This window comes from Pseudomonas sp. HD6422 (genome assembly GCF_025377065.1).
Lineage (GTDB): Bacteria > Pseudomonadota > Gammaproteobacteria > Pseudomonadales > Pseudomonadaceae > Aquipseudomonas > Aquipseudomonas putida_U.
Window position 1 is genome coordinate 49,312 of sequence record NZ_JAHWIW010000015.1, and the last position, 22,538, is coordinate 71,849.

19 protein-coding genes are annotated in these 22,538 nt (G+C 64.0%); 8 read left to right on the plus strand and 11 right to left on the minus strand.

All coding sequences use genetic code 11. The features are described from left to right. Positions 1–84: 84 nt before the first annotated feature. The 7 genes from cobG to KY379_RS12980 all read left to right on the plus strand — a co-directional run bounded on the left by cobG (position 85) and on the right by KY379_RS12980 (position 6,565). The gene (gene cobG, locus KY379_RS12950) at positions 85–1,413 is read left to right on the plus strand and encodes a precorrin-3B synthase (protein WP_261238841.1); all 1,329 of its coding nucleotides are present in this window, start codon (positions 85–87) and stop codon (positions 1,411–1,413) included. Beyond that, positions 1,406–2,032, plus strand: coding sequence for a precorrin-8X methylmutase (locus tag KY379_RS12955; RefSeq protein ID WP_133324545.1), 627 nt, complete (start codon positions 1,406–1,408; stop codon positions 2,030–2,032). Before cobG ends, KY379_RS12955 begins: the two co-directional genes overlap by 8 nt. Next, positions 2,032–2,763, plus strand: coding sequence for a precorrin-2 C(20)-methyltransferase (locus KY379_RS12960; RefSeq protein WP_133325150.1), 732 nt, complete (start codon positions 2,032–2,034; stop codon positions 2,761–2,763). The genes KY379_RS12955 and KY379_RS12960 overlap by 1 nt, the downstream gene beginning before the upstream one ends. Continuing rightward, positions 2,751–4,454 (plus strand): precorrin-3B C(17)-methyltransferase, encoded by a 1,704-nt coding sequence (cobJ, locus tag KY379_RS12965; RefSeq protein ID WP_261238843.1) that lies wholly within the window; start codon positions 2,751–2,753, stop codon positions 4,452–4,454. Before KY379_RS12960 ends, cobJ begins: the two co-directional genes overlap by 13 nt. Positions 4,455–4,556: 102 nt before the next feature. After that, on the plus strand, positions 4,557–5,252 hold the full coding sequence (locus KY379_RS12970; protein WP_261238844.1) for a hypothetical protein: 696 nt from the start codon (positions 4,557–4,559) through the stop codon (positions 5,250–5,252). Between the two features lie 46 nt (positions 5,253–5,298). Continuing rightward, positions 5,299–5,955 carry a hypothetical protein gene (locus KY379_RS12975; RefSeq protein ID WP_261238845.1) on the plus strand — a complete coding sequence of 219 codons (657 nt, stop codon included), beginning with the start codon at positions 5,299–5,301 and terminating at the stop codon, positions 5,953–5,955. Beyond that, a complete protein-coding gene (locus tag KY379_RS12980; protein WP_261238847.1) occupies positions 5,942–6,565 on the plus strand; it encodes a hypothetical protein in 624 nt (207 codons plus the stop codon). The genes KY379_RS12975 and KY379_RS12980 overlap by 14 nt, the downstream gene beginning before the upstream one ends. Here the strand turns inward: KY379_RS12980 and KY379_RS12985 are convergent. From KY379_RS12985 to KY379_RS13035, 11 genes are all read right to left on the minus strand, one after another. Beyond that, positions 6,562–7,155 (minus strand): MarC family protein, encoded by a 594-nt coding sequence (locus tag KY379_RS12985; protein ID WP_261238926.1) that lies wholly within the window; start codon positions 7,153–7,155, stop codon positions 6,562–6,564. The genes KY379_RS12980 and KY379_RS12985 overlap by 4 nt on opposite strands. A gap of 82 nt (positions 7,156–7,237) precedes the next feature. Continuing rightward, positions 7,238–10,009, minus strand: a complete 2,772-nt coding sequence (locus KY379_RS12990; RefSeq protein WP_133324534.1) for a hybrid sensor histidine kinase/response regulator — start codon at positions 10,007–10,009, stop codon at positions 7,238–7,240. A gap of 135 nt (positions 10,010–10,144) precedes the next feature. Next, positions 10,145–11,440 (minus strand): phosphoribosylamine--glycine ligase, encoded by a 1,296-nt coding sequence (purD, locus tag KY379_RS12995; RefSeq protein WP_196171991.1) that lies wholly within the window; start codon positions 11,438–11,440, stop codon positions 10,145–10,147. Positions 11,441–11,597: 157 nt separating this feature from the next. After that, positions 11,598–13,205, minus strand: coding sequence for a bifunctional phosphoribosylaminoimidazolecarboxamide formyltransferase/IMP cyclohydrolase (gene purH, locus KY379_RS13000; RefSeq protein ID WP_196171992.1), 1,608 nt, complete (start codon positions 13,203–13,205; stop codon positions 11,598–11,600). 82 nt (positions 13,206–13,287) lie between these two features. After that, positions 13,288–13,608 carry a DNA-binding transcriptional regulator Fis gene (gene fis / locus KY379_RS13005; RefSeq protein ID WP_008093076.1) on the minus strand — a complete coding sequence of 107 codons (321 nt, stop codon included), beginning with the start codon at positions 13,606–13,608 and terminating at the stop codon, positions 13,288–13,290. After that, the gene (gene dusB / locus KY379_RS13010) at positions 13,605–14,618 is read right to left on the minus strand and encodes a tRNA dihydrouridine synthase DusB (protein ID WP_261238854.1); all 1,014 of its coding nucleotides are present in this window, start codon (positions 14,616–14,618) and stop codon (positions 13,605–13,607) included. Before dusB ends, fis begins: the two co-directional genes overlap by 4 nt. A gap of 179 nt (positions 14,619–14,797) precedes the next feature. After that, positions 14,798–16,048, minus strand: coding sequence for a DUF3426 domain-containing protein (locus tag KY379_RS13015; protein WP_261238855.1), 1,251 nt, complete (start codon positions 16,046–16,048; stop codon positions 14,798–14,800). Between the two features lie 42 nt (positions 16,049–16,090). Further along, on the minus strand, positions 16,091–16,969 hold the full coding sequence (gene prmA, locus KY379_RS13020) for a 50S ribosomal protein L11 methyltransferase (RefSeq protein ID WP_196171995.1): 879 nt from the start codon (positions 16,967–16,969) through the stop codon (positions 16,091–16,093). Between the two features lie 191 nt (positions 16,970–17,160). Beyond that, positions 17,161–18,267 carry an acetoin dehydrogenase dihydrolipoyllysine-residue acetyltransferase subunit gene (locus KY379_RS13025; protein WP_261238856.1) on the minus strand — a complete coding sequence of 369 codons (1,107 nt, stop codon included), beginning with the start codon at positions 18,265–18,267 and terminating at the stop codon, positions 17,161–17,163. Continuing rightward, entirely contained in the window at positions 18,264–19,286 is a 1,023-nt protein-coding gene (locus KY379_RS13030; RefSeq protein WP_133324520.1) for an alpha-ketoacid dehydrogenase subunit beta, read from the minus strand. Before KY379_RS13030 ends, KY379_RS13025 begins: the two co-directional genes overlap by 4 nt. A gap of 32 nt (positions 19,287–19,318) precedes the next feature. Next, on the minus strand, positions 19,319–20,296 hold the full coding sequence (locus tag KY379_RS13035; RefSeq protein WP_133324519.1) for a thiamine pyrophosphate-dependent dehydrogenase E1 component subunit alpha: 978 nt from the start codon (positions 20,294–20,296) through the stop codon (positions 19,319–19,321). A gap of 363 nt (positions 20,297–20,659) precedes the next feature. On the opposite strand from KY379_RS13035, the gene KY379_RS13040 reads away from it, so the two are divergent. Further along, complete coding sequence (locus KY379_RS13040) at positions 20,660–22,513, plus strand: sigma-54-dependent Fis family transcriptional regulator (protein WP_261238867.1); 1,854 nt, start codon at positions 20,660–20,662, stop codon at positions 22,511–22,513. Positions 22,514–22,538: the final 25 nt, after the last annotated feature.

A 22,538-nucleotide genomic window follows, 5' to 3' on the forward strand; every position in this document is an offset into this window, starting at 1 on the left:
CGATGCTCGACCACCGGCTTTTCATGCCACAGGCCAAAGCAGGCATAATACCGCGCCTTCTACACTCAAGCGCATTTTCAGCGATTGCCGGACGCCCCTTTGAAGCAGGTTCATACCCCTACCGTTTCGCCCCGTCCCTCGGCCTGCCCGGGGTTGTGGCGCATCGTCGCGGCGCGCGACGGCGGGATCTGCCGCATCAAACTGCCTGGCGGCCTGCTGCTGGTCGAGCAGGCCGATGTGCTGGCGAGAGCGGCCGAGCGCTTCGCCGGTGGTGTGATCGAGGCGACCAATCGCGGCAACCTGCAAATTCGTGGCATCGGTGCCGACCACGATGGTTTGATCGAAAGCCTCCTGGGCGCCGACCTTGGCCCGCGCGAGGCGGCCAGCGATGACGTGCGCAACCTCATGCTCAGCCCCTTGGCCGGGCTCGACCCTATGATGCTGACGGATGTGCGGCCGTTGGCCGGGCAGATCCTCGACCTGCTTCAGGGCACCCCGCGTTTCCATGAGCTGTCGGCCAAGTTCGCCATCCAGCTCGATGGCGGTGAAGGCCTGGCAATGCTTGAGCACCCCCACGACCTATGGCTTTCGGTGCTGCGCCTGGAGCAGCGAACCTGGCTGGCTTTCGGCCTGGCCGGATGCCCCAGCGATGCGCCGCTCGGTGCGGTGCCGCTAGAGCAAGGCCTGGCCCTGGTGCGGGCTGTGCTGGAGCGCTTCCTCGACCTGGCCACTCCCCAGCAGGGGCGCATGCGTCAGCTACTCGAACAGATTCCGACGCAGGCCTTCGTCGATGGGTTGGGGCTGGCTATTCGACGCGATGCCGCCGTACTCCGGTGGCGGCGTGCGACCACTTGCACTGCGTGGCTGGGAACGGTGGTACAACAGCAGGGCCTGGCCCTGGGCGTCGCGCCGCCGCTGGGTCGGTTGACACCTGCCATGCTGCGCGGCGCAGCGCGCATCGCCCGGCAGTGGGGCGATGGCAGCTTGCGGATCAGCCCCTGGCAAAGCCTGCTATTGCCCAACCTGCTGCCAGCGCGCCTCGACCAGGCCCGGTCCGAGCTTGCCGCCCTCGGACTGCTGTGCCACATCCATGAGCCCTTGGCCCGTATGGTCGCCTGCACCGGCAGCCCCGGCTGCGCCAAGGCCAATGCCGAAACCAAGGCCGACGCCGTTGCCCTCGCCGCCTTGCTGCATCGCGGCGGGCCAGCCAGCGTGCACTTGTCCGGTTGCGCCCGGTCTTGCGCCTTGGCCCATGTCGCTCCGGTCACCTTGCTGGCCCGTGCACCCGGGCGCTACGACCTCTATCAGCGTGACGCGCACCTGCCGGGCCTGGGTGCCCTGCGCGGCACCGACCTCACCTTGAACGAGGCAGGCGCAATGCTCGACCTGCCGACGGAGCACCTTGATGATTGACTACATCCGCGATGGTCAGGAGATCTATCGCAATTCCTTCCGGATCATCCGCGAGGAAGCCCGACTCGAGCGGATCCCCGCAGATCTCGAGAAGCTCGCCGTGCGGGTTATCCATGCCTGCGGCATGGTCGAGGCCATCGATGGCCTGCAGTTCTCCGAAGGCGCCGGCCGTGCCGGTCGTGAAGCCCTGGCCAAGGGCGCGCCGATTCTCTGCGACGCGCACATGGTCGCCGAAGGCATCACCCGTGCGCGCCTGCCGGCGGACAACCCGGTGATCTGCACCCTGCGCGACCCAAGCGTGCCAGGCATGGCCAAGGAGGCCGGCAACACCCGCTCGGCCCTGGCGCTGGAGCTCTGGCGTCCGCACCTCGAAGGCAGCGTGGTGGTCATCGGCAATGCGCCGACTGCGTTGTTCTACCTGCTCGAGATGCTCGACGCCGGCGCGCCGAAGCCCGCACTGATTCTTGGCTTCCCGGTAGGCTTCGTGGGAGCCGCAGAATCCAAGGCGATGCTCGCTGCCGACAGCCGAGGCGTGCCGTTCGTGATCATGCAGGGCCGCCTCGGCGGCAGCGCGATGGCCGCTGCGGCGGTCAATGCCCTGGCGACGGAGGTCGAATGATGGCGCCGCGTGGACAACTGCTCGGCCTGGGCGTCGGCCCGGGCGATCCAGAGCTGATTACGGTCAAGGCCCTGCGCCTGCTGCGCGAAGCGCCGGTGGTGGCGTATTTCGTGGCCAAGGGCAAGCGCGGCAATGCCTTCGGAATCATCGAGGCGCACCTGCAGGCCGAGCAGACCCTGCTGCCGCTGGTGTATCCGGTGACCACCGAGGTGCTCCCGGCACCCTTGTCCTACGAGCAGGTGATCAGCGATTTCTATGACGAGGCCAGCGTGCAGGTGGCCGAACATCTGGATGCCGGGCGCGATGTGGCGGTGATCTGCGAAGGCGATCCGTTCTTCTATGGCTCCTACATGTACCTGCACGACCGCCTGGCGCAGCGCTACGAGGCCCAGGTGATCCCCGGCGTCTGCTCGATGCTCGGTGGCGCTTCGGTGCTCGGCGCGCCATTGGTCTACCGCAACCAGAGCCTGTCGGTGCTTTCGGGCGTGTTGCCGGCCGAGGAGCTCAAGCGGCGCCTGGCCGATGCCGATGCCGCAGTGATCATGAAGCTGGGCCGAAACTTCCCCAAGGTGCGCCAGGTGCTCGCCGAGCTGGGCTTGGACAAGCGCGCCCTGTATGTGGAGCGGGCGACCATGGCCAATCAGAAGATCGTGCCCCTGGACGACGTCGACCCACAGTCGTCGCCGTACTTCTCGCTGATCATCGTGCCAGGTGAAAAATGGCAGGGATGATCATGCAGGCACCGGCTATCGTCATCCTCGGCCAGGGCAGCCTGGAAACCGCACGGCGTATTCAACAGCGCTACCCCGAGGCTTCGATCCATGGCCTCAAAGGTCGGGTCGAAGGCGCCGACCAGGACTACAGCTCGTTCGGCGAAACCTTGCGTGCGCTGTATCGGCAGGCCACGCCGATCATCGCTCTGTGCGCGGCGGGTATCGTCATTCGCAGCCTGGCCAGCCTGCTCGACGAAAAAGGCGCAGAGCCGCCGGTGCTGGCTGTGGCCGAGGACGGCAGCGCGGTGGTGCCGTTGCTCGGTGGCCTGGCAGGGGTAAACCCCATGGCCCGGACGATCGGCGAAACCTTGGGTGTGGCTGCGGCCATCACCACCAGCGGCGAACTGCGCTTCGGCACTTGCCTGCTGAACCCGCCGGAGGGGTATGCCCTGGCCGATCTCGAGCAGGGCAAGCGCTTCGTCTCCGACTTGCTGGCCGGTGAGTCGGTACGCATCGAAGGCGATGCACCCTGGTTGCAGCAGGCGAACCTGCCGGCCAGCGATTCGGCCCAGCGCACCATCCATGTGGGGTGCGCGGCGCGGCCGGCCAGCCGCGACGAGTTGCTGATCCATGCCCGTGCCGTGGTCGTGGCAGTGGATCCGGGCACCCCGGAGCTTGCCGACAGCGTGCGCCGGGCCTTGCACGAAGCGGGTATCGCCCAGGGCTCGCTGGCTTGCCTGCTGGCCGCCGAGCAGACCATGGCCGAACCAGCGCTGCATGATGCGGCGCAGGCATTGGGGGTCGCGCTACGCTTTGCACCCGCAGGCAGCGGGCTCGCTGACATGGCGGGCAAGGCCCTGCCGCAGGCGCGCCTGCATGAACAGGACAGCTGCGTGATCGCCGTCGCACCGGGACCGGTCGAGGTCGAGCAGGTCGGCCAGCGCCGCGGTCGTCTGGCGGTGATCGGCTTAGGCCCTGGCGCTGCCGAGCTGATGGTGCCGGCGGTCAAGGCCGAGCTTGCGCAAGCCCAGGACATCCTCGGCTACGAAACCTACGTGCGCATGGCGGGGCCGTTTCGCGACGATCAGGTCCAGCACTGCACCGACAACCGCGAAGAGATGCAGCGTGCCCGCCACGCATTCGAGTTGGCCGCCCAAGGTCGCTCGGTGGTGGTGGTGTCCTCAGGCGACCCCGGTGTGTTCGCCATGGCCTCGGCCGTACTCGAGGCCTTGCACGGCTCCAGCGACCAGGCCTGGCACCGCGTCGAACTGGAGATCCTGCCGGGAGTCTCCGCCTCGCTGGCCACCGCGGCCCAGGCCGGTGCACCGCTGGGCCATGACTTCTGCGTGATGTCGCTGTCGGACAACCTCAAGCCTTGGGCGGTCATCGAACAGCGGCTGGACCTGGCTGCCCAAGCGGACCTGGTGCTGGCCTTCTACAACCCGATCTCACGCTCACGGCCTTGGCAGTTGGGCGTGGCGCTGGACATCGTCCGTCGACATCGAGATGGGCAGACGCCTGTAGTCCTTGGTCGAGATATCGGTAGGCCAGGACAGACGCTGAAAGTAGTCTCGCTGGCCGAGTTGCAGCCAGAAATGGTCGATATGCGCACGATGGTGCTGGTCGGCTCGTCCACGACGTGCATGTTTACGCGCGCAGATGGCAGCCATTGGGTGTACACGCCACGCTGGTATCCAGGGCTACGCTGAGCTGTTGAGGAAGGGCTTCCGGCCAGGTTGGCCAGCGTTTCGGCGGTAGGGTGAAAACACCTCGACGGTTAGCGTCGGGGTTCACTCTCGAGGAAGTCCAGCATGACCACAGATATCATTGAAAAGAGCGATCGCCCGTCTGCAGTTGTCATCGAGCAGATTCTGTTGGGATTTGGCAGTGGCATAGAGTTGGCAGCTCTGTCCGACATCCAGTATGCCGTTCACTTCGCATCGCTAGGTGCTACCAAAATGTTTCCCGGTAAACACCAGACCGAGGAATGGTTCGGCAAGTTCTCCTCGGTGATGCGAGACGTCGGCTGGGTGCCCCTCCAGCGATCCTACGAATACGAAACTTCGTCGTCGCAATCGTTGAAGCTTGGCGCCGTAGCGTACAAAGGCCTGAAAGTGGTGGGTGAAGCCGCACTCAGCAACCCTGCGACCGACGCATTGATGGAGCTGGCGTCCAAGGCGCTCGAAGGCCTGGGCAAGGTTACCGAAGCGCAGAAACTCTTCAAACGCAATCTCGATGATAAAAAGACCGGAACGGTCGGCCTGGCTACCTGCATCCAGAACGAAGCGGGACAAATCATCCTGGCCATAAGCGCGGTCGATGCCACGCCATTTGACGATCATAAAATGGACACTGTGGCGTTCGAGTGGGAAAGCACGGCGAAGGAAATCTACTCTGGCCGTGCCGTGTTCGTCTTCAATCGCGACTTGTATTCCGCCGTCAGGGAAATCATCAGAAACCAGCTCAAGGATTACACCATCCGTCGCACGCTGGACGTGGAAATCTAGAGAAACGCGGATGCCCTTCGGGGCATCTTCGCCTTCAGGAGAGCTGATGATGAATGAAGAAAAGTACGCGCTGTGGCTAATAGGCGGGGCGGCTTTGCTTGTCGATACCGCCCTGGCACTGGGGCAGCGCCAGGATTTGCTCGACAGTGTGCTCTATGCGCAGCTCCGCGCGAACAAGCGTTCTCAGGGTCGCTCCAGTGATCACGCAGGCTGGTGGGATCTGCATGTGAGCAGTTTCGATGACCTGGGCTGGCTCCGGTTACAACGATACAGTGATCAACCAAAGGCGCAAGGCGCCTCGGCCCCTCCCTTGCAACCGATGCGCGATTGGTTGCTGGGACACGACCCATCGCTGGCAAGCGAGCTTGATGCTGCTGCCAATGCCCTGGGCGGTTCGGCTGCACAAAGGCACCTGGCCCGCTTCATCGATGACCAGCAGGGCCCTGTGCATGAGCTTGGGGTGGCGTCGAGCGACAACGTTCTTGCGTTGTGCAGCCTGCACCGGCAAAGCGTGTCGTCATGCGAAGAAGGCCCGTTGTCGACGGCAAGGCTGGAAGTGCGCGCCTGGTTGGGCAGCCCCATTGATGAGCTCTTTGCGTTGCGTCGCACAGAGTTGCGAGCACTGATCGAAAGCAAGAGTAGCAGCGACTACATCACGTATGTCGGCAAGCTTTCGGCAGGGGGTGTACATGGACAGGCATGAATCAGTGGTTGTGGGCGGCAGCCTTGTCTCGTTCTTGCCAGGTCTTACTGTCGAGCAGCGTAACGCGGTGGAGTTGGCGATCCTGTTCACGGAGCGGGCGACTGAAGACGAGTATGCCGCTGGTCTTGTCAGCGATTGGTATGGCTACTTTCGCCGTCGGATGCAGTACCTGGGCTGGGACGCGCTGAGCCCGGAGCAAGTCCATTGGCCGCAGCCGCAGCGCCAGGCGATCGTCGACAAAGCCGTTTCGATGGCCAGGCGGGTAGGCGGTGAAAAACACGCGAGTAGCCTGTCCCTGTCATTGTCGGCACTGTTGCAAAGCGACCAGGCCTTGTCGCACCTGGAGCAGCATAGCCGGGAGCGAGGTCTGTTCCAGTTGTTACCTTGTGCGCCAGCCAAGAATGGCAACGTGGATATGGTGATTTATCACGAAGCGGGTGACCGCCAGGAGTTCACATCTGGATTTCTCACCCGCGTACTTCAATCGACCACGGTCAAGGCCGAGCTGGTGCGTTTCAACATTCGTCTGTTCCAGCAGGAGCATCAAGCGCGTGTGCGTAGGAACGTCGAGCGAGTCATGGTTCAAGAGGTCCTTGCGGTAAAGATCTAGGACACCAGGTAACCTTTGATACCGGTGAAGATGATCTGCGCCGCCAGGGCACAGACGAATAGCCCCATCAGTCGACTGACGATCTGCAGGCCCTGCTCGCCGAGAATCCGTTCGATGCGGTGGGATAGATACAGCACCAGGCCCACCGTGAAACTGGCCAGCGCGATACTGACGATGGCCAGTAGTTTTTCGTCCCAATGCGGTTGGCTCACGCCCATCACCAGCAAGGCGCCAATGGTGCCCGGACCGACGGTGAGCGGGATAGTCAGCGGTACGATGGTCACGTCTTGCTGCACGTTGTCGGCCTGCACCGACGATTTGCCCTGGGCCATGCCCAGGGCCGAGATGAACAGCACGCTGCCGGCACCGATGCGGAAGGCGTCGGCGGTAATGCCGAAGACCCCGAAGATCAGGCGCCCGAACAGATACAGCAACACGCTGGCGATGAACGCGGCGAAAGCGACGCGCCAGGCCAGTTGCTTGCGCTCCTTGCTCGAGTGACCGCGGGTCAGGCCGATGAAGCACGACAGCACGAAGAACGGGCTGTAGAGCACGAGCATCTTCAGATAGACGCTGGACAGGTCGTGCAGCATGGGGCGGTCGTCCATGGCAGGAAAGGGGAGCGCAAGTGTATCAGCAGCGTGGGGGTGCCTTCAGTAGCCTTGCTGCACTTCAAGAGGTATGCGCCGGGTCCGCTTTGGCTTCGCGCTTGTTGGCCCAGAACTGCACCAACTCACGCAGTTGCGACAATTCCACCGGCTTGGCCATATGCCCGTCCATGCCGGCAATGCGCGCGCGCTCCTTGTGCTCGGCCAGTATGTGGGCGGTCAATGCCACCACCGGCGTGCGTTGGCGTTGGGTTGCCGTTTCCCAGGCACGTAATTGCTCGGTGGCCGAGAAGCCATCGAGGATTGGCATCTCGCAGTCCATCAGCACCAGGTCATAACGCTGGGCTTTCATGGCCTGCAGCGCCTCTTCGCCATTGCTGGCGGTGTCTGGCTCGAGGTTGAGCTTGCCCAACATGCCACGGATCACCTTGGTGGAAATGCTGTTGTCCTCTGCCACCAGGACGCGGAAGTCGTTCGGCAGATCGGTCGCTACGGCGGTGCCTGCTGGGGCGGGCGGCGGGCCTTGCTCGCGGCCGCGCTGGGCCAGCTCCTCGGCCAGGGTGGTCTTGAGGGTATAACCGGCCACCGGTTTCGCCAGGATCCGCTTGACCCCGGCATTGCGCGCGATGATTTTGCTCGGCGCGTTGCTGATACCGGTGAGCATGACCACGAGGATGTCATGGTTCAGGCTCGGGTCTTCCTTGATCTTCGCCGCCAGTTGCATACCGGTCATGCCGGGCATGTTCTGATCCAGCAGCACCACGTCGAAATAGTCGCGCAAATGCGCCTTGGTACGCAGCAGGGCCAGCGCTTCCTTGCCCGAGGGTACTGCGCTGACGTTCATGCCCCAGGCGCTGCACTGTTGGACCAGGACCTTGCGGCAGGTGTCGTTGTCGTCCACCACCAGCACCCGGGCATCGCGCAATGGCACGTCGAGGTCGGTGGGCGGTTGCTCGAGGCGCGAAGGGTCGAGCGGCAGGGTCAGCCAGAGGGTGTTGCCCATGCTGGTACTGCTCTTGATGCCGAATTCACCTTGCATCAGGCCGATCAGTTGCTTGGCGATGACCAGGCCGAGATGGCCGCCGAGCTTGTTGCTGGAAAGGAACTGGTGGCTGTGCAGCTCGGCCTGCAGCAGTGCATCGCGCTCGGCCACCGGCAATGGCGCGCCGCTGTCCTGCACGGCGATGCGCAGCCGGGGTGTTTCGCCTCGTTGATCGAGGGCCACTACCAGCAGGATTTCGCCTTGATCGGTGTTTTTCAAAGCGTTGTCCAGCAGGCTCGATACCGCCTGGCGCAGGCGTGTCGGGTCGCCACTGATGACGCGTGGCACCTGGGGCTGGGTGAAGCTGATCAGCTCGATGTTCTGTTGTTCGGCCTTGGCGCGGAAGATGTTCAGGCAATCCTCGATCAGCGCGTTGAGGTCGAACTGCACGTCATCGAGCTCGATCTGCCGCGATTCGAGCTTGGAAATGTCGAGGATCTCGTTGATCAGAGTCAGCAGCTCGTTGCCGGCGCTGTGGATGGTCTGTACGTAGTCGCGTTGCTTGACCGACAGGGGCGTACCCAGCAACAGCTCGGTCATGCCCAGCACACCGTTCATCGGGGTGCGGATCTCGTGGCTGATCTTGGCCAGGAACTCGGCCTTGGCGTTGATCTCGGCGTCGCTGGCGGCCAGCGCGCGGCTAAGGCTGTAGCGCTCTTCGCTGAGCCGACGCAGGTGTTCGCTGACCGCCAGATTGAGCAGCAGGCCGCTGGCCACCGTCAGGCCGAGCAGAATGCACAGAAGCCAGGGCGTGGTGGTGCGGGTCAACCCCAAGAGCGCCGGCAGCAGCACCAGTCCACCCAGGTTGAAGACCACCATGGCCAGGCTGAACAGGCGTGCCGGTGCATACCCGCGATACCAGTGATAGCTGCTGACCACCAGCATGGTGACACTGCCCAAGGCAAGCAGGGCGTAGGTCATCAGGTTGAGTGGCAGGGTATCGACGAACAGCAGAATCAGGCCGCTGACGCCCACTACCAGCATCTCGCCCTGCAGCAGTCGGTTGAGCTTGGGCGAATTGCACGCTTGGAAGAAATTCTGGGTGAAGTACAGGCCGGCCAGGCCTGCCAGAACCAGGGTCAGGTAGGCTGCCGGGGTTTGCGCGGCATGCCAGAGGTGCCACCAGGGGCCACTGAGATTGAGCAGGATCAGCCCGCTGAGCAGCATCAGACCGTGATACAGCGCCAGGTATAGCGAAGCCCCGGAGCGGGTGTAGAGGAAGCGGATCAGGTTATGCAGAATCAGCATCACCAGGCCGCCAAGAAGCATTCCGAACAGCAACTCCCGGCCATGGTCGGATGCCGCGTCTGCAGCCGGTTCCAGGCTGATGGCCGGACGCAGTTGATGTTCCGAGACCAGGCGCAGGTAGACATCCACTGGTCGGCCGCTCAGGGGTAGTGGCAGGATGTGGTCGCTGCCGCGTAGGGTCGGGCTTTCGGTGTTGGCCTGGCGACCATGGTGTAGCTGGCGCAGCAGTTTGTCGCCGTCCAGGGCGTAAAGGTCCAGGCGCGACAGATCGGGGGCGAACACCCGCAGCAGTTGCTCCTGTTCGCCCGGCTCAAGGCGGTAGTGCAGCCATAGGGCCTGATCGGGGAGGGCGGCATCCAGCGCGTTGAGGGTCAACGGGCTGAACTGGTTGCGATAGCGCTCCGAGCGCACGTCGCTCAATTGCAGGTTGGCCTGTTCATCGAGCAGCACGGACCAGCCTCCGCTGTGGTCGGCCGATGCCGGAGGCACGCAGAGCAGGGTCAGCAAGCTGACGATCAGGGCTATGGCAATCCGAAGCCGACGCACGACGAGATCCCTTCTAGGCTGATGTGCCGGGTACCTACTATGCGCGGGGCTGCAAGTCGAAGGCAAGGCCCCGGCCAGGCCCTGTCGACCCGTCGAATCCCGCGTCGCCAGGGCGACGCGGCGATCCGCCGGCGTTTACTGCTGGTGCTCGCCACGCTCACGGGCGATCGCCCGGTAGCCGATGTCGGTCCGATAGAAGCTGCCGTCCCACTTGACCTGTTCGGCCAGGCGGTAGGCCTGCTGCTGCGCAGCTTCAACGGTGTCGCCCAGGGCGGTGGCGCACAGCACGCGACCACCGGCGGTGACCACCTGGTCGTCCTTCAGCGCGGTACCGGCATGGAACACCTTGCCTTCGAGCTTGGCGGCGGCGTCCAGGCCCTGGATCGCAGCACCCTTGGCGTAGTCGCCAGGGTAGCCACCGGCAGCCAGTACCACGCCCAGGCTCGGGCGCGGGTCCCATTGTGCCTCGACCTTGTCCAGGGCTTTGGCGAACGCGGCCTCGACCAGCAGCACCAGGCTCGACTCCAGGCGCAGCATGACCGGCTGGGTTTCCGGATCGCCGAAGCGGCAGTTGAACTCGATGACCTTGGGGTTGCCCGCCTTGTCGATCATCAGGCCGGCATACAGGAAACCGGTGTAGACGTTGCCTTCTTCGGCCATGCCGCGCACGGTCGGCCAGATCACCTGGTCCATCACCCGCTGGTGCACTTCGGCGGTGACCACCGGCGCTGGGGAATAGGCGCCCATGCCACCGGTGTTCGGGCCGGTGTCCTTGTCGCCAACACGCTTGTGGTCCTGGCTGGTGGCCATCGGCAGCACGTTGTGGCCATCGACCATGACAATGAAGCTGGCTTCCTCGCCGTCGAGGAACTCCTCGATCACCACCCGCGAACCGGCGTCGCCGAAGGCATTGCCGGCGAGCATGTCACGCACGGCGGCCTCGGCTTCCTCGAGGGTCATGGCGACGATCACGCCCTTGCCCGCAGCCAGGCCATCGGCCTTGATCACGATCGGGGCGCCTTTCTCGCGCAGGTAGGCCAGCGCCGGCTCGATCTCGGTGAAGTTCTGGTAGTCGGCGGTCGGGATCTTGTGACGTGCCAGGAAATCCTTGGTGAAGGCCTTGGAGCCTTCCAGCTGGGCCGCACCTTTGGTCGGACCGAAGCAGTCCAGCCCGCGGCTGCGGAACAGGTCGACCACGCCGATGACCAGGGGGGCTTCCGGGCCAACGATGGTCAGGTCAACGTTCTTTTCGGCGAAGTCGGCCAGTTGCTCCAGGGCGCAGACGTCGATGGCGACGTTCTCGCACTTGGCTTCGATGGCGGTGCCGGCGTTGCCTGGGGCAACGAAGACCTTCTCGACCCGTGGATCCTGGGCGACTTTCCAGGCCAGGGCGTGCTCACGACCGCCGCTGCCGATGATCAAAACTTTCATTACAGACTCCTTCGGAGAAGCTGCAAGCTACAAGCTGCAAGAAAAAGCGCTTTGCGTTTCTGCCGATGCCTGAAGCTTCAGGATTCATGGGGCTGTCACAGCAAGCAAGTGCACAGGGCTCCTGCTTGCCGCTTGCAGCTTGAAACTTGCCGCTGTTTCAGTGGCGGAAGTGGCGCATGCCGGTGAATACCATGGCGATCCCGGCTTCGTCGGCAGCTGCGATGACTTCTGCATCACGCATCGAACCACCCGGCTGGATCACGGCGCTGATACCCACTTTAGCCGCGTTGTCGATGCCGTCACGGAACGGGAAGAACGCGTCCGAGGCCATGACCGCACCTTGTACCTGCAGGCCGGCGTGCTCGGCCTTGATGGCGGCGATGCGCGCGGAGTTGACGCGGCTCATCTGGCCGGCGCCGACACCGATGGTCTGGCGCTGCTTGGCGTAGACGATGGCATTGGATTTGACGAATTTGGCCACTTTCCAGGCGAATACCAGATCGTGGATCTCTTGCTCGGTCGGAGCACGCTTGGTAACGATCTTCAGGTCATCGGCGGTGATCATGCCGATATCGCGGCTTTGCACCAGCAAGCCACCGTTGACGCGCTTGAAGTCCCAACCGGCGGCCCGCTCGGCTGGCCATTCGCCGCATTCCAGCAGACGCACGTTCTGCTTGGCGGCAACCACGTCACGGGCAGCCTGGGAGATTTTCGGCGCGATGATCACTTCGACGAACTGGCGATCGACGATGGCCTTGGCGGTTTCGCCGTCCAGTTCGCGGTTGAAGGCGATGATACCGCCGAACGCCGACTCGGTGTCGGTGGCATAGGCCAAGTCGTAGGCCTTGCGGATGCCGCCCTCGTCCTCAGGCACCACAGCCACGCCGCATGGGTTGGCGTGCTTGACGATGACGCAGGCTGGCTTGACGAAGCTCTTCACGCACTCCAGCGCGGCGTCGGTGTCGGCCACGTTATTGAACGACAGTTCCTTGCCCTGCAGCTGGATGGCGGTGGAAACGCTGGCTTCGCCTTTCTTGGCTTCGACGTAGAACGCCGCGCTCTGGTGCGGGTTCTCGCCGTAGCGCATTTCCTGGGCCTTGACGAACTGGCTGTTGAAGGTACGCGGGAACTCGCTGCGCGCTTCGGTGGACAGGGTGTCCTTGGCCTGATCGATGGTGCCCATGTAATTGGCGATCATGCCGTCGTAGGCTGCGGTGTGCTCGAACGCCTTGAGCATCAGGTCGAAGCGCTGGGCGTAGGTCAGGCCGCCGGCCTTGAGGCCTTCGAGGACGCTGGCGTAGTCGCTGGCGTTGACCACGATGGCCACGTCTTTGTGGTTCTTGGCTGCCGAACGGACCATGGTCGGGCCGCCGATGTCGATGTTCTCGATGGCAGTCGGCAGGTCACAGCCTGGCTTGGAGATGGTGGCTTCGAAGGGGTACAGGTTGACGGCGACCAGATCGATCGGCTTGATGCCGTGCTCGTTCATGATGGCATCGTCGGTGCCGCGACGGCCAAGGATACCGCCGTGGATCTTCGGGTGCAGGGTCTTGACCCGGCCGTCCATCATTTCGGCGAAGCCGGTGTAATCGGCCACTTCCACCGCGTTCACGCCATTGTCCTTGAGCAGCTTGTAGGTGCCGCCGGTGGACAGGATCTCGACACCGAGCTGTTGCAGCTCACGAGCGAATTCGAGGATACCGGTCTTGTCGGAGACGCTGATCAGGGCGCGGCGGACTGGCAGGCGGGTAGTCTGGTCGGTCATTTCGGATTCCAATAACGCGGTGGAGTCAGCAAAAAAGGCGTCTCCGTGCAAGGAGCCGCCTTTTCTGATTGGGATTCTGGCTTTACAACAAGTCGTACTGCTTGAGCTTCTTGCGCAGGGTGCCTCGGTTGAGTCCGAGCATCTCGCTGGCCTTGGTCTGGTTGCCTTTGACGTAGTTCATCACGCTTTCGAGCAGGGGCGCCTCGACTTCAGAGAGCACCAGGTTGTACACGTCCGTGACGGTTGCGCCTTCCAGGTGCGCGAAGTAGTTGTGCAGCGCCTTCTCGACGCTGTCGCGAAGGGTCTGGCCCTCTTCGCTCGGCGTGTTGAGGTGCTGTTTGAGGTTGGCGTTGTCGCTCACGGGCGTTGTTCCACTCACTAATGTCTCGGTCATCATCGTCATGCGGCCACCCCTTGTTCGTCCTCTGTCTCAAGGCTCTGTCGACGCTCGCTGAAATAGGCGCGAACGTTGGCGCACTGCGCTTGTGTCTCTTCCAAAGCGTTGAACCGGGCGCGAAACTCCTTGCCCCCGGGTCGTGTTGCCAGGTACCAGCCAACGTGCTTGCGGGCGATACGCACGCCCATCACATCGCCATAGAAGGCATGCAGCGCGGCCAGGTGCTCTAGCAGAATGCGTTCCACTTCGTCCAACTGCGGAGCCGGCAGACGCTGGCCGGTGGCCAGGTAATGCTCGATCTCGCGGAAGATCCATGGCCGCCCCTGGGCGGCCCGGCCGATCAACAGGCCGTCGACCCCGGTGGCGTCCAGCACCGCCCGGGCCTTTTCTGGCGAAGTGATATCGCCGTTGGCGAAAACCGGGATCGACACCGCCTGCTTGATCGCAGCGATGGTGTCGTATTCGGCTTCGCCGGTGTACAGGTCGGCGCGTGTGCGGCCATGCACCGCTAGCGCCTGGATGCCGGCCTGTTCGGCAATTCTCGCCACGTTCAGGCCGTTCTTGTTCGCCCGGTCCCAACCGGTGCGAATCTTCAGGGTCACCGGAACGTCCACGGCGCCGACAACGGCGTGGAGAATCTCGCTGACCAAAACTTCATCTTTCAATAAAGCAGAGCCTGCGGCTTTGTTGCAGACTTTTTTTGCCGGGCAGCCCATGTTGATATCGATGATCTGCGCGCCTGCTGCAACGTTGGCTTGGGCCGCGGCCGCCATCATCTGCGCATCGCCACCGGCGATCTGCACCGAGCGTGGCTCGGGATCACCTTCGTGGATGCGGCGCAGGCTCGACTTGCGGCTGTTCCACAGGCTCATGTCGCTGCTGACCATTTCCGACACCACCATGCCTGCGCCCAGGCGCTGGCAAAGTGTACGGAAAGGTTGGTCCGTGACCCCGGCCATGGGCGCAAGGATCAGGTTGTTGCGTAATGTATATGGGCCGATGCGTACCGCCGACATAGGTGTTCCCTGTTGTGGGGCCGAATCATTGGAGTTCGAAAAAGGGTTGGCATGATACCCGCTCTCGATGACCGGATAAAGATGGATTTGGATAAATTCTGAACAGTTGTCGGCTTATGTCGTTTGGTATGACCGAGGATCTGGGGCTGCTTTGCAGCCCCTCCTCATAGTCCTGCCCTTTATTCCGGGGAACGGAAGCTCAGGCTGTAGTTGACTGCCTTGGGACCGGGGTCGAGGATGTCCAGGGCGATGTGGATCGGGGTCTGACTGGGCATCTCGCCACGTCCGGCCAGCTCGCCGGAGAGATACTCGCTGGGCTTGAAGCGCCGACTGGCGATCAATTGGCCGTTGAGGTCGGCGAAGCGCAACTCCAGCAGCGGGAACGGCTGCGAGAAGGGCGCGCGGTTGTAGATGATCGCATCGACGATCAGCGCGCCCTTGAAGTCGGGATGGCTGCGGACCACCAGGTTGCTGCTCTTGATCCTGGCGATGTCGACACGGGTCGGCACCTGGCAGCCGAGCATCGGGCACACTTGCTGGAACAGCGGTCGGTACTGGTCCTGGCGGGCCATTTCGTCGAAGTGGAACCACACGTACTGGAACGCCAGCAGGCCGGCGGCCAACAGGGTCAGCAAGCCCCACAGCAAACGTTTAGCCCAGTTCGGCCGGGGTTGTTCCCAGCCCAATTGCAGCGGGTCGTCGACCACATCGACCAGCGGCTCCTTGCGTGATGGGCGTTCGGCCCTGGCGGCCAGGCCGGGTTCCAGACGCTCCATGGGCAGAGGGGCGACGTCTGCGGCGTCGCGTTCATCGTCACGGGCAGACAGGTGCAGCTCGGGCTCGTCATCGTCCCGGGCGCTAATGCCGGTTTCATGGATCGTGTCGTCATCGTCCTGATGGTCGAGGTCCCTGTCCAGGACATGGGGCGGCTCGACGTCGTCGCTGTCCAGGTCGACCGCAGCGCCCAGCGTTGGCTCGGTACGGTCGCGGGGAGACGGCGCAAGGTCCAGTGACGGCTGTTCCACCAGCATCGGCTCATCGCCTTGGGTCGCTCGGGTGTCGTCCGCTGTCCCGGTGGCCGTGCCGAACGGTTTGTCGGTCTGCCCGCCACGGCGCTCCAGGCGCGCCAGTTCCTCGTCCAGGTCGAGTTCGTCGAGTGCCTGGGCGGTCAGTGCCCAATCCTCCTGAGGCTCGGGGATCGGCGCGCTGGCCGGCGCCGTCGCCGGGGGCGGCTCGACGGCTACCGGTGCCGGCGGCGTCGGGGGAGCAGCAGGCAGTTCGCGGTTTTGTTCCAGCAGTTGCTTCGCCGCATTGAACACCTCCAGGCAGTTGCCGCAGCGTACGACGCCACGGGCCACGCTCAGTTGATGATGGGTGACGCGAAAGCTGGTCTGGCAATGCGGGCACTGGGTGACGAAACTGTCGGTCATGCGGCGATCCGGGGGCTGTGCAGAGGGTTATTCTAGGCTCGCCTAGCGGCGTCGACCACTGATGCGTACCCAGCCGTCGCGAACGACGATCGGGTCCAGCTCGAAGTCGGCGGCATAGGCGGCGGCCACTTCCTCGCCCTGTTCGGCAAGGATCCCGGACAACGCCAGCAGGCCACCAGGGCGAACCAGGCCAGACAATTGCGGCGCCAGCGAGACCAGTGGCCCGGCGAGGATGTTGGCGACCAGCACATCGGCCTGCATGGCCGGCATGTGCTCGGGCAGGTACAGGGCCAGCCGTTGGTCGGCGATGCCGTTGCGCCCGGCATTGTCACGCGAGGCTTCCAGGGCCTGCACGTCGATGTCGGTACCGACCGCTTCGCGGGCGCCCAGCAGCAGCGCAGCGATGGCCAGGATGCCCGAGCCGCAGCCGAAGTCCAGTACCTGGCTGCCTTCGAGCTGTTGGCCGTCGAGCCATTCCAGGCACAGCGCGGTGGTGGGGTGGGTGCCGGTACCGAAGGCCAGGCCCGGATCGAGCAGCAGGTTGACCGCGTCCTTTTCCGGGGCGTCGTGCCAGCTCGGCACGATCCACAGACGCTGGCCGAAGCGCATGGGCTGGAAGTTGTCCATCCAGCTGCGTTCCCAGTCCTGATCCTCGATCACCTCGGCCTGGTGCCCAGGCAGCTCAGCGCCGGTCAGCAGGCGCAGGTGGGCGAACACCTGTTCGGGCTCGGCATCGGCTTCGAACAGGGCCAGCAGGTGGGTATTGGACCACAGCGGCGTGGTATTGAGGTCGGGTTCGAAGATCGGCTGGTCTTCGGCGTCCATGAACGTGACCGAGACGGCACCGACTTCGAGCAGCGCGTCTTCGTAGGTTTCGGCTTGTTCCGGGCTGATGGCCAGGCGTACTTGCAGCCAGGGCATGGCGGGCACCTTTGGTAAATCGACAGGGGCAGCCCGAGGCTGCGCGAAGGCTGGCAGTTTACGCGAGTGCGGGGGGTTTGTAGAGGTGGGGGGGCAGACCGCGTGGGCTTCTTCGCGGGCAAGCCCGCTCCCACAGGATGAGCGGCGCTCTCCTGCAGGATCGGGCTTGCCCGGGTAATGGCCGGAACGGTTCAATGCGCTCGCAGGAACTCCACCATTGCCTGATTCACCTGCTCCGCGGCCTCCATCTGCACCATGTGCCCGACCCCCGCTATCACCAGCACCTCGGCCTCCAGCCCCTGGGCATGGGCTGCAGGGATGATCGCATCCTCGGCGCCCCAGATCACCAAAGCCGGATGTTGGCCAAGGACGCCGCGCAGGTCGTGGCGCTGGAGGTCGCCCTCGGCAAGTGCCGCGCCGAGCTGGCGCAGGGCTTCATCGACCCCTTCCAGGCGCTTGAACTTGAGCATGTCTTCGAGCATCTGCCGAGTCACCAGCCCGGGGTCGGCGAACAATTGCAGCATCGCCGGCTTGAGTGCGTTGCGGTGGGTAGCCGCCACGAAGCTTTGCAGATAAGCACCGTTGATAGCCTCGCCAAGCCCGGCGCTGGCCACCAGGCTCAGGCTGGTCACCCGTTGCGGCGCTAGGCGTGCGAGGTTCAGGCACACCGCCCCACCCATGGAGTGCCCGGCCAGGTGAGCGTGGGGAATCTCCAGGTGGTCGAGCAATGCCAGCACGGTTTCGCTCAGCTCATCCAGACTCCCTTGCCGGAGTGCCTTGGCGGACTCGCCATGCCCCGGCAGATCCACGGCGATGACCCGGCGCTCGGCGGCCAGCGCCGGGTGGTTGAACAGCCAGTTGTTGAGATCGCCAGCAAAACCGTGCACCAGCACCAGCGGCGTACCGCCCTCGCCAAGCTCGAACCAACGCAGCAGGCGACCGGCCACCTCGGCCTTTTGCGGCTCGGGGCCCTGGGTTTGATCGGCACCGCCCTGGGCGACGAACTCGGCCTGGAAGCGTTGCACCACCGCGTCGATTTCAGCTTCTTCCACTTCGCCCTCCACGACCACCGCCAATAGCGCGCCGACCGGTAGGGTTTCGTCGGGCTTTGCCACCTGGCGCCGCAGCACGCCACTGAACGGTGCCTCGACGCTGCTGCTGATCTTGTCGGTCTCGACGTCGAGCACTTCGTCACCCTTGCTGATTTCGTCGCCTTCGTGCTTGAGCCAGGTATCGACCCGGCCCTCGGTCATCGATAGCCCCCACTTGGGCATGGTCAGGGTATGGATCTGGCTCATGCGGCGCTCCTTGCAGCTTCGATCACCTTGCGTACCGCCGCTTCGATCTTCGCGGCGTCGGGGATGTAGAGGTCCTCCAGGGCATCGGAGAACGGTACCGGCGTATGCGGCGCGGTGACCATCTCGATCGGGCCCCTCAGCGCCGCGAAGGCTTTCTGCGCCACCAGGGCGCTGATGTCGGTGGCCATCGAGCAGCGTGGGTTGGCTTCGTCGATGACCACCAGACGACCGGTTTTCTCGACGCTTTCCAGGATGCTGTCCTCGTCCAGCGGACTGGTGGTGCGCAGGTCCAGCACTTCGCAGTCGATGCCTTGGCGGGCCAGGTTGTTGGCCGCCTCCAGGGCCACGTGGACCATGCGCCCGTAAGTCACCAAGGTCACGTCGTCGCCATCGCGCAAGAAGTTGGCTTCGCCGAGAGGCACGCTGTACAGCTCTTCCGGCACATCGCCTTGCAGGCCGTACAGCAGCTTGTGTTCGCAGAAGATCACCGGATCGTTGTCGCGGATCGCCTGAATCAACAAGCCCTTGGCGTCATAGGGCGAGGAGGGGCAGACCACCTTCAGGCCCGGAATGTGTGTCCACAGTGAAGTGAGCATCTGCGAGTGTTGGGCAGCGGCCCGCAGGCCTGCGCCATACATGGTACGCATCACCAGAGGAGTGACCGCCTTGCCGCCGAACATGTAGCGGAACTTCGCCGCCTGGTTGAGGATCTGGTCCAGGCAGCAACCGGCGAAGTCGACGAACATCAGTTCGCAGACCGGACGCAGACCTTGGGTGGCGGCGCCGACGGCAGCCCCGACGTAGCCGATCTCCGACAACGGTGCATCCAGCACCCGGCCGGGAAACTGCGGATAGAGCCCCTTGGTCACGCCGAGTACGCCGCCCCAGGCGTCTTCTTCGCCGGGGGCGCCGGCACCACCGGCCACGTCTTCACCGATGATGAACACCGTGCTGTCACGGCGCATCTCCTGGGCCAGGGCCTCGTTGATGGCCTGTTGGTAGCTGATTTTTCTAGCCATGGTGGCTCTCCTGTCGTTCTTGTTATTCGGGCTCAGGGATAGGTGACGTAGACGTCGGTGAGCAGGTCGGCGGGTTGCGGCTTAGGGTCGGACTTGGCGCGGCGCACGGCATCTTCGATCAGGTCGTCGATGCGAGCGTCGATGGCATCGAGTTGCGCGGTCTGGAGCAGGCCGGTGCGGGTGGTCTTGTCGCGGAACTGCAATAGGCAGTCGCGGCTTTCGCGCAGGTTCTTCACCTCGTCTGCGGCGCGGTAGGTCTGCGCATCGCCCTCGAAGTGGCCGTAGTAGCGGCTGAGCTTGACCTCGATCAGCGAGGGGCCCTGGCCTGCGCGAGCACGGTCGATGGCGGCGCCCGCGGCCTCGTGCACGGCGAAGAAATCGAAGCCGTCGATGGTCACCCCGGGCATGCCGAAGCCGACGGCGCGATCGGCGATATGCTCGCAGGCCACCGACCAGTTCGAGGCGGTGGCTTCGGCGTAGCCGTTGTTCTCGGCAACGAAGATACACGGCAGGTTCATGATCGAGGCTAGGTTCATGGCCTCGAACACCGCGCCCTCATTGGAAGCGCCGTCGCCGAAGAAGGCCACGGCCACGTCATCCTTGCCTTTGATCTTGGCCGCCAGCGCGGCACCGGCTACCAAGGGCGCCCCGGCGCCGACGATGCCGTTGGCGCCGAGCATGCCTTTTTCCAGGTCGGCGATGTGCATCGAGCCGCCCTTGCCGCCGCAGACACCGGTCTTCTTGCCGTAGATCTCGGCCATCATGCCGTACACATCGACCCCTTTGGCGATGCAGTGGCCGTGGCCACGGTGGGTCGAGGCGATGCAGTCGCTATCGCGCAGGTGCGCCATGACCCCAGCGGCCGAGGCCTCTTCGCCGGCATAGAGGTGGACGAAGCCGGGGATCTCGCCTGTGGCGAACTCCACGTGCAGGCGCTCTTCGAAGGCGCGGATGGTACGCATCACTTCATAGGCATGCAGCAGTTGGTCTGAACTGAGCTGAGTGGACATCTTGTTGTTCTCCAGGGTTTGTCTCAACAGGGTGTTGCCGGGTGCGATCGATGACTGCGGTCTGCAGCTGGTGATGGGTTGCGCTTGGCCTCCTCGTACTCTTGGCTTTTCTGGCTTGAGCAAGGTGGGTGCCAGCTTTGTCGAAGCTGCTTGTAAGTGCCGCAGCAGAGCGGTCGAACTGGCAGAGGCGACGCCGAGGGGAAGAAACCAGGGAGACGCTCGGTGCCAGCGACCACCCGGCCCAGTCGAGACGCTGAGACGCAGCGTCTCAAGCGCACCGGTAATCACGCAGCGCTTGTCGGCGCCAGGCGGCAGGCGCTTAATGACCGGACAACGACAAGAACAACAGGAACCGGAGGCCTCATGCTTGCCGCGAACTCCCGAGCCCATGTCGATTGCATCAGCCGGGTGCTGAAGAACGCCGAGCGCCTGCCCCAGGCGCCGGTGCCGCCGCTGATCCTCGATTCATGGCGCCGTTCCATGGAGCTGTACCGACTCGACCCTGGGTCCCAGCAGGGGCCGCGCATCCTTTCCCAGACCCTGCTCAACGAATGCCGTGAGCGTGCCGAACTGTTCTTGCGTATCGCCGGCGATGCCGTCGCGCGCCTGCACCAGCGGGTCCGCGGCGCTGACTACTGTGTACTGTTGACCGATGCCCAGGGGCGCACCATCGACTATCGGGTCGAGTCTGCCATTCGTAACGACTGCCGCAAGGCCGGGTTGTACCTGGGCACCTGCTGGTCGGAAGGCGAGGAGGGCACGTGTGGAGTCGCGGCGGTGCTGACCAGCAAGGCGTCAGCCACGGTGCACAAGCGCGACCATTTTCGCGCCGCGTTCATTGGCCTGACCTGTACCGCAGCGCCGGTGTTCGATCCTTGTGGTGAACTGTTGGGCGTCGTGGATGTGTCGGCCTTGCAATCGCCGGATGACCGGCGCAGCCAACACTTGATCTTGCAATTGGTCGAGCAGACCGCTCGGGAAATCGAAAATGCCTTCTTCATGCACAGCGTCCAGGGCCACTGGGTGATGCGCGCTCATGGCACTCCTGGCTACGTGGAGAGCCAGCCCGACTATCTGCTGGCCTGGGATGGCGAAGGGCGCTTGCAGGCGATCAACAGCCTGGCCCGCGAACGCCTGCTGGCGCGCCACGGGCGTTTGCCCGAGCACATCGGCGAGTTGTTCGACATGGACCAGTTACACCGCGCCAGCGAAGCGTCGGCCCAGCGGCTGCCGGGTTGGGGTGGCCTCTACGGGCGGATCAGCGCGCCGCAGCGCAGAGGGGGCGTACAGCCTTCGCAACAACCGCAGGACCCGCGCATTGAGCAGCATCTGCGTCTGGCCACGCGGGTCAAGGACTGCAACCTGGCGGTGCTGGTGCAGGGCGAGACCGGGGTCGGCAAGGAAGTCTTCGCCCGCCAGTTGCACCAGCAGAGCCAGCGCAGCGCGGGGCCCTTCGTGACCCTCAATTGCGCTGCCATTCCCGAGAATCTGATCGAGAGCGAACTGTTCGGCTATGTCGGCGGGGCCTTCACCGGGGCGTCGAGCAAGGGCATGCAAGGGCTGCTGCAACAAGCCGATGGCGGCACCTTGTTCCTCGATGAGATCGGCGACATGCCGCTGGCCCTGCAAACCCGTTTGCTACGGGTGCTGGCCGAAGGCGAGGTGGCGCCGCTGGGCGCTGCGCGGCGCGAGCGGGTGGACATCCAGGTGATCTGTGCCACCCATCGTGACCTGGCGGCGATGGTCGGCGAAGGACGTTTTCGCGAGGACCTGTATTACCGTCTGGCCAATGCTCGCTTCGAGCTCCCGCCTCTGCGAGCGCGCGAGGACCGTCTGGGATTGATTCACCGGTTGTTGATGGAAGAGGCCGCTGCCTGTGGCGTCGACGTGACACTGGCCGACGACGCGTTGCAGGCGTTGCTGGTCTATCGCTGGCCCGGCAACCTGCGTCAGCTGCGGCAAGTGTTGCGCTATGCCTGTGCGGTCAGCGAGGGCGGACAGGTGGGTTTGGCGAATCTTCCGCAGGAGGTGCGTGGTGATGCCGTGCCTTCGGCAGATCTCGGGATCTCCAGCCCCGCTCGGCAGTTGTTGCTCGATGCCTTGATCCGCCATCGCTGGAAACCGGCGGAAGCGGCGCGGGCCTTGGGGATTTCGCGGGCGACCTTGTATCGGCGGGTGCATGAACATCGGATTGAGATGCCGCGGATGAAAGGGTAACGCGGGCAAGAACCATAAAAAAACC

Coding starts and splice junctions, on each gene's coding strand:
- fis (WP_008093076.1), bottom strand. CDS start 13,608: ATGACGATGATGACCGAGACATTAGTGAGTGGAACAACGCCCGTGAGC.
- KY379_RS12980 (WP_261238847.1), top strand. CDS start 5,942: ATGGACAGGCATGAATCAGTGGTTGTGGGCGGCAGCCTTGTCTCGTTC.
- KY379_RS12970 (WP_261238844.1), top strand. CDS start 4,557: ATGACCACAGATATCATTGAAAAGAGCGATCGCCCGTCTGCAGTTGTC.
- cobJ (WP_261238843.1), top strand. CDS start 2,751: ATGGCAGGGATGATCATGCAGGCACCGGCTATCGTCATCCTCGGCCAG.
- KY379_RS13040 (WP_261238867.1), top strand. CDS start 20,660: ATGCTTGCCGCGAACTCCCGAGCCCATGTCGATTGCATCAGCCGGGTG.
- KY379_RS13025 (WP_261238856.1), bottom strand. CDS start 18,267: ATGAGCCAGATCCATACCCTGACCATGCCCAAGTGGGGGCTATCGATG.
- purH (WP_196171992.1), bottom strand. CDS start 13,205: ATGACCGACCAGACTACCCGCCTGCCAGTCCGCCGCGCCCTGATCAGC.
- dusB (WP_261238854.1), bottom strand. CDS start 14,618: ATGTCGGCGGTACGCATCGGCCCATATACATTACGCAACAACCTGATC.
- KY379_RS13035 (WP_133324519.1), bottom strand. CDS start 20,296: ATGTCCACTCAGCTCAGTTCAGACCAACTGCTGCATGCCTATGAAGTG.
- prmA (WP_196171995.1), bottom strand. CDS start 16,969: ATGCCCTGGCTGCAAGTACGCCTGGCCATCAGCCCGGAACAAGCCGAA.
- KY379_RS12960 (WP_133325150.1), top strand. CDS start 2,032: ATGGCGCCGCGTGGACAACTGCTCGGCCTGGGCGTCGGCCCGGGCGAT.
- purD (WP_196171991.1), bottom strand. CDS start 11,440: ATGAAAGTTTTGATCATCGGCAGCGGCGGTCGTGAGCACGCCCTGGCC.
- KY379_RS12975 (WP_261238845.1), top strand. CDS start 5,299: ATGATGAATGAAGAAAAGTACGCGCTGTGGCTAATAGGCGGGGCGGCT.
- KY379_RS13015 (WP_261238855.1), bottom strand. CDS start 16,048: ATGACCGACAGTTTCGTCACCCAGTGCCCGCATTGCCAGACCAGCTTT.
- KY379_RS12955 (WP_133324545.1), top strand. CDS start 1,406: ATGATTGACTACATCCGCGATGGTCAGGAGATCTATCGCAATTCCTTC.
- KY379_RS13030 (WP_133324520.1), bottom strand. CDS start 19,286: ATGGCTAGAAAAATCAGCTACCAACAGGCCATCAACGAGGCCCTGGCC.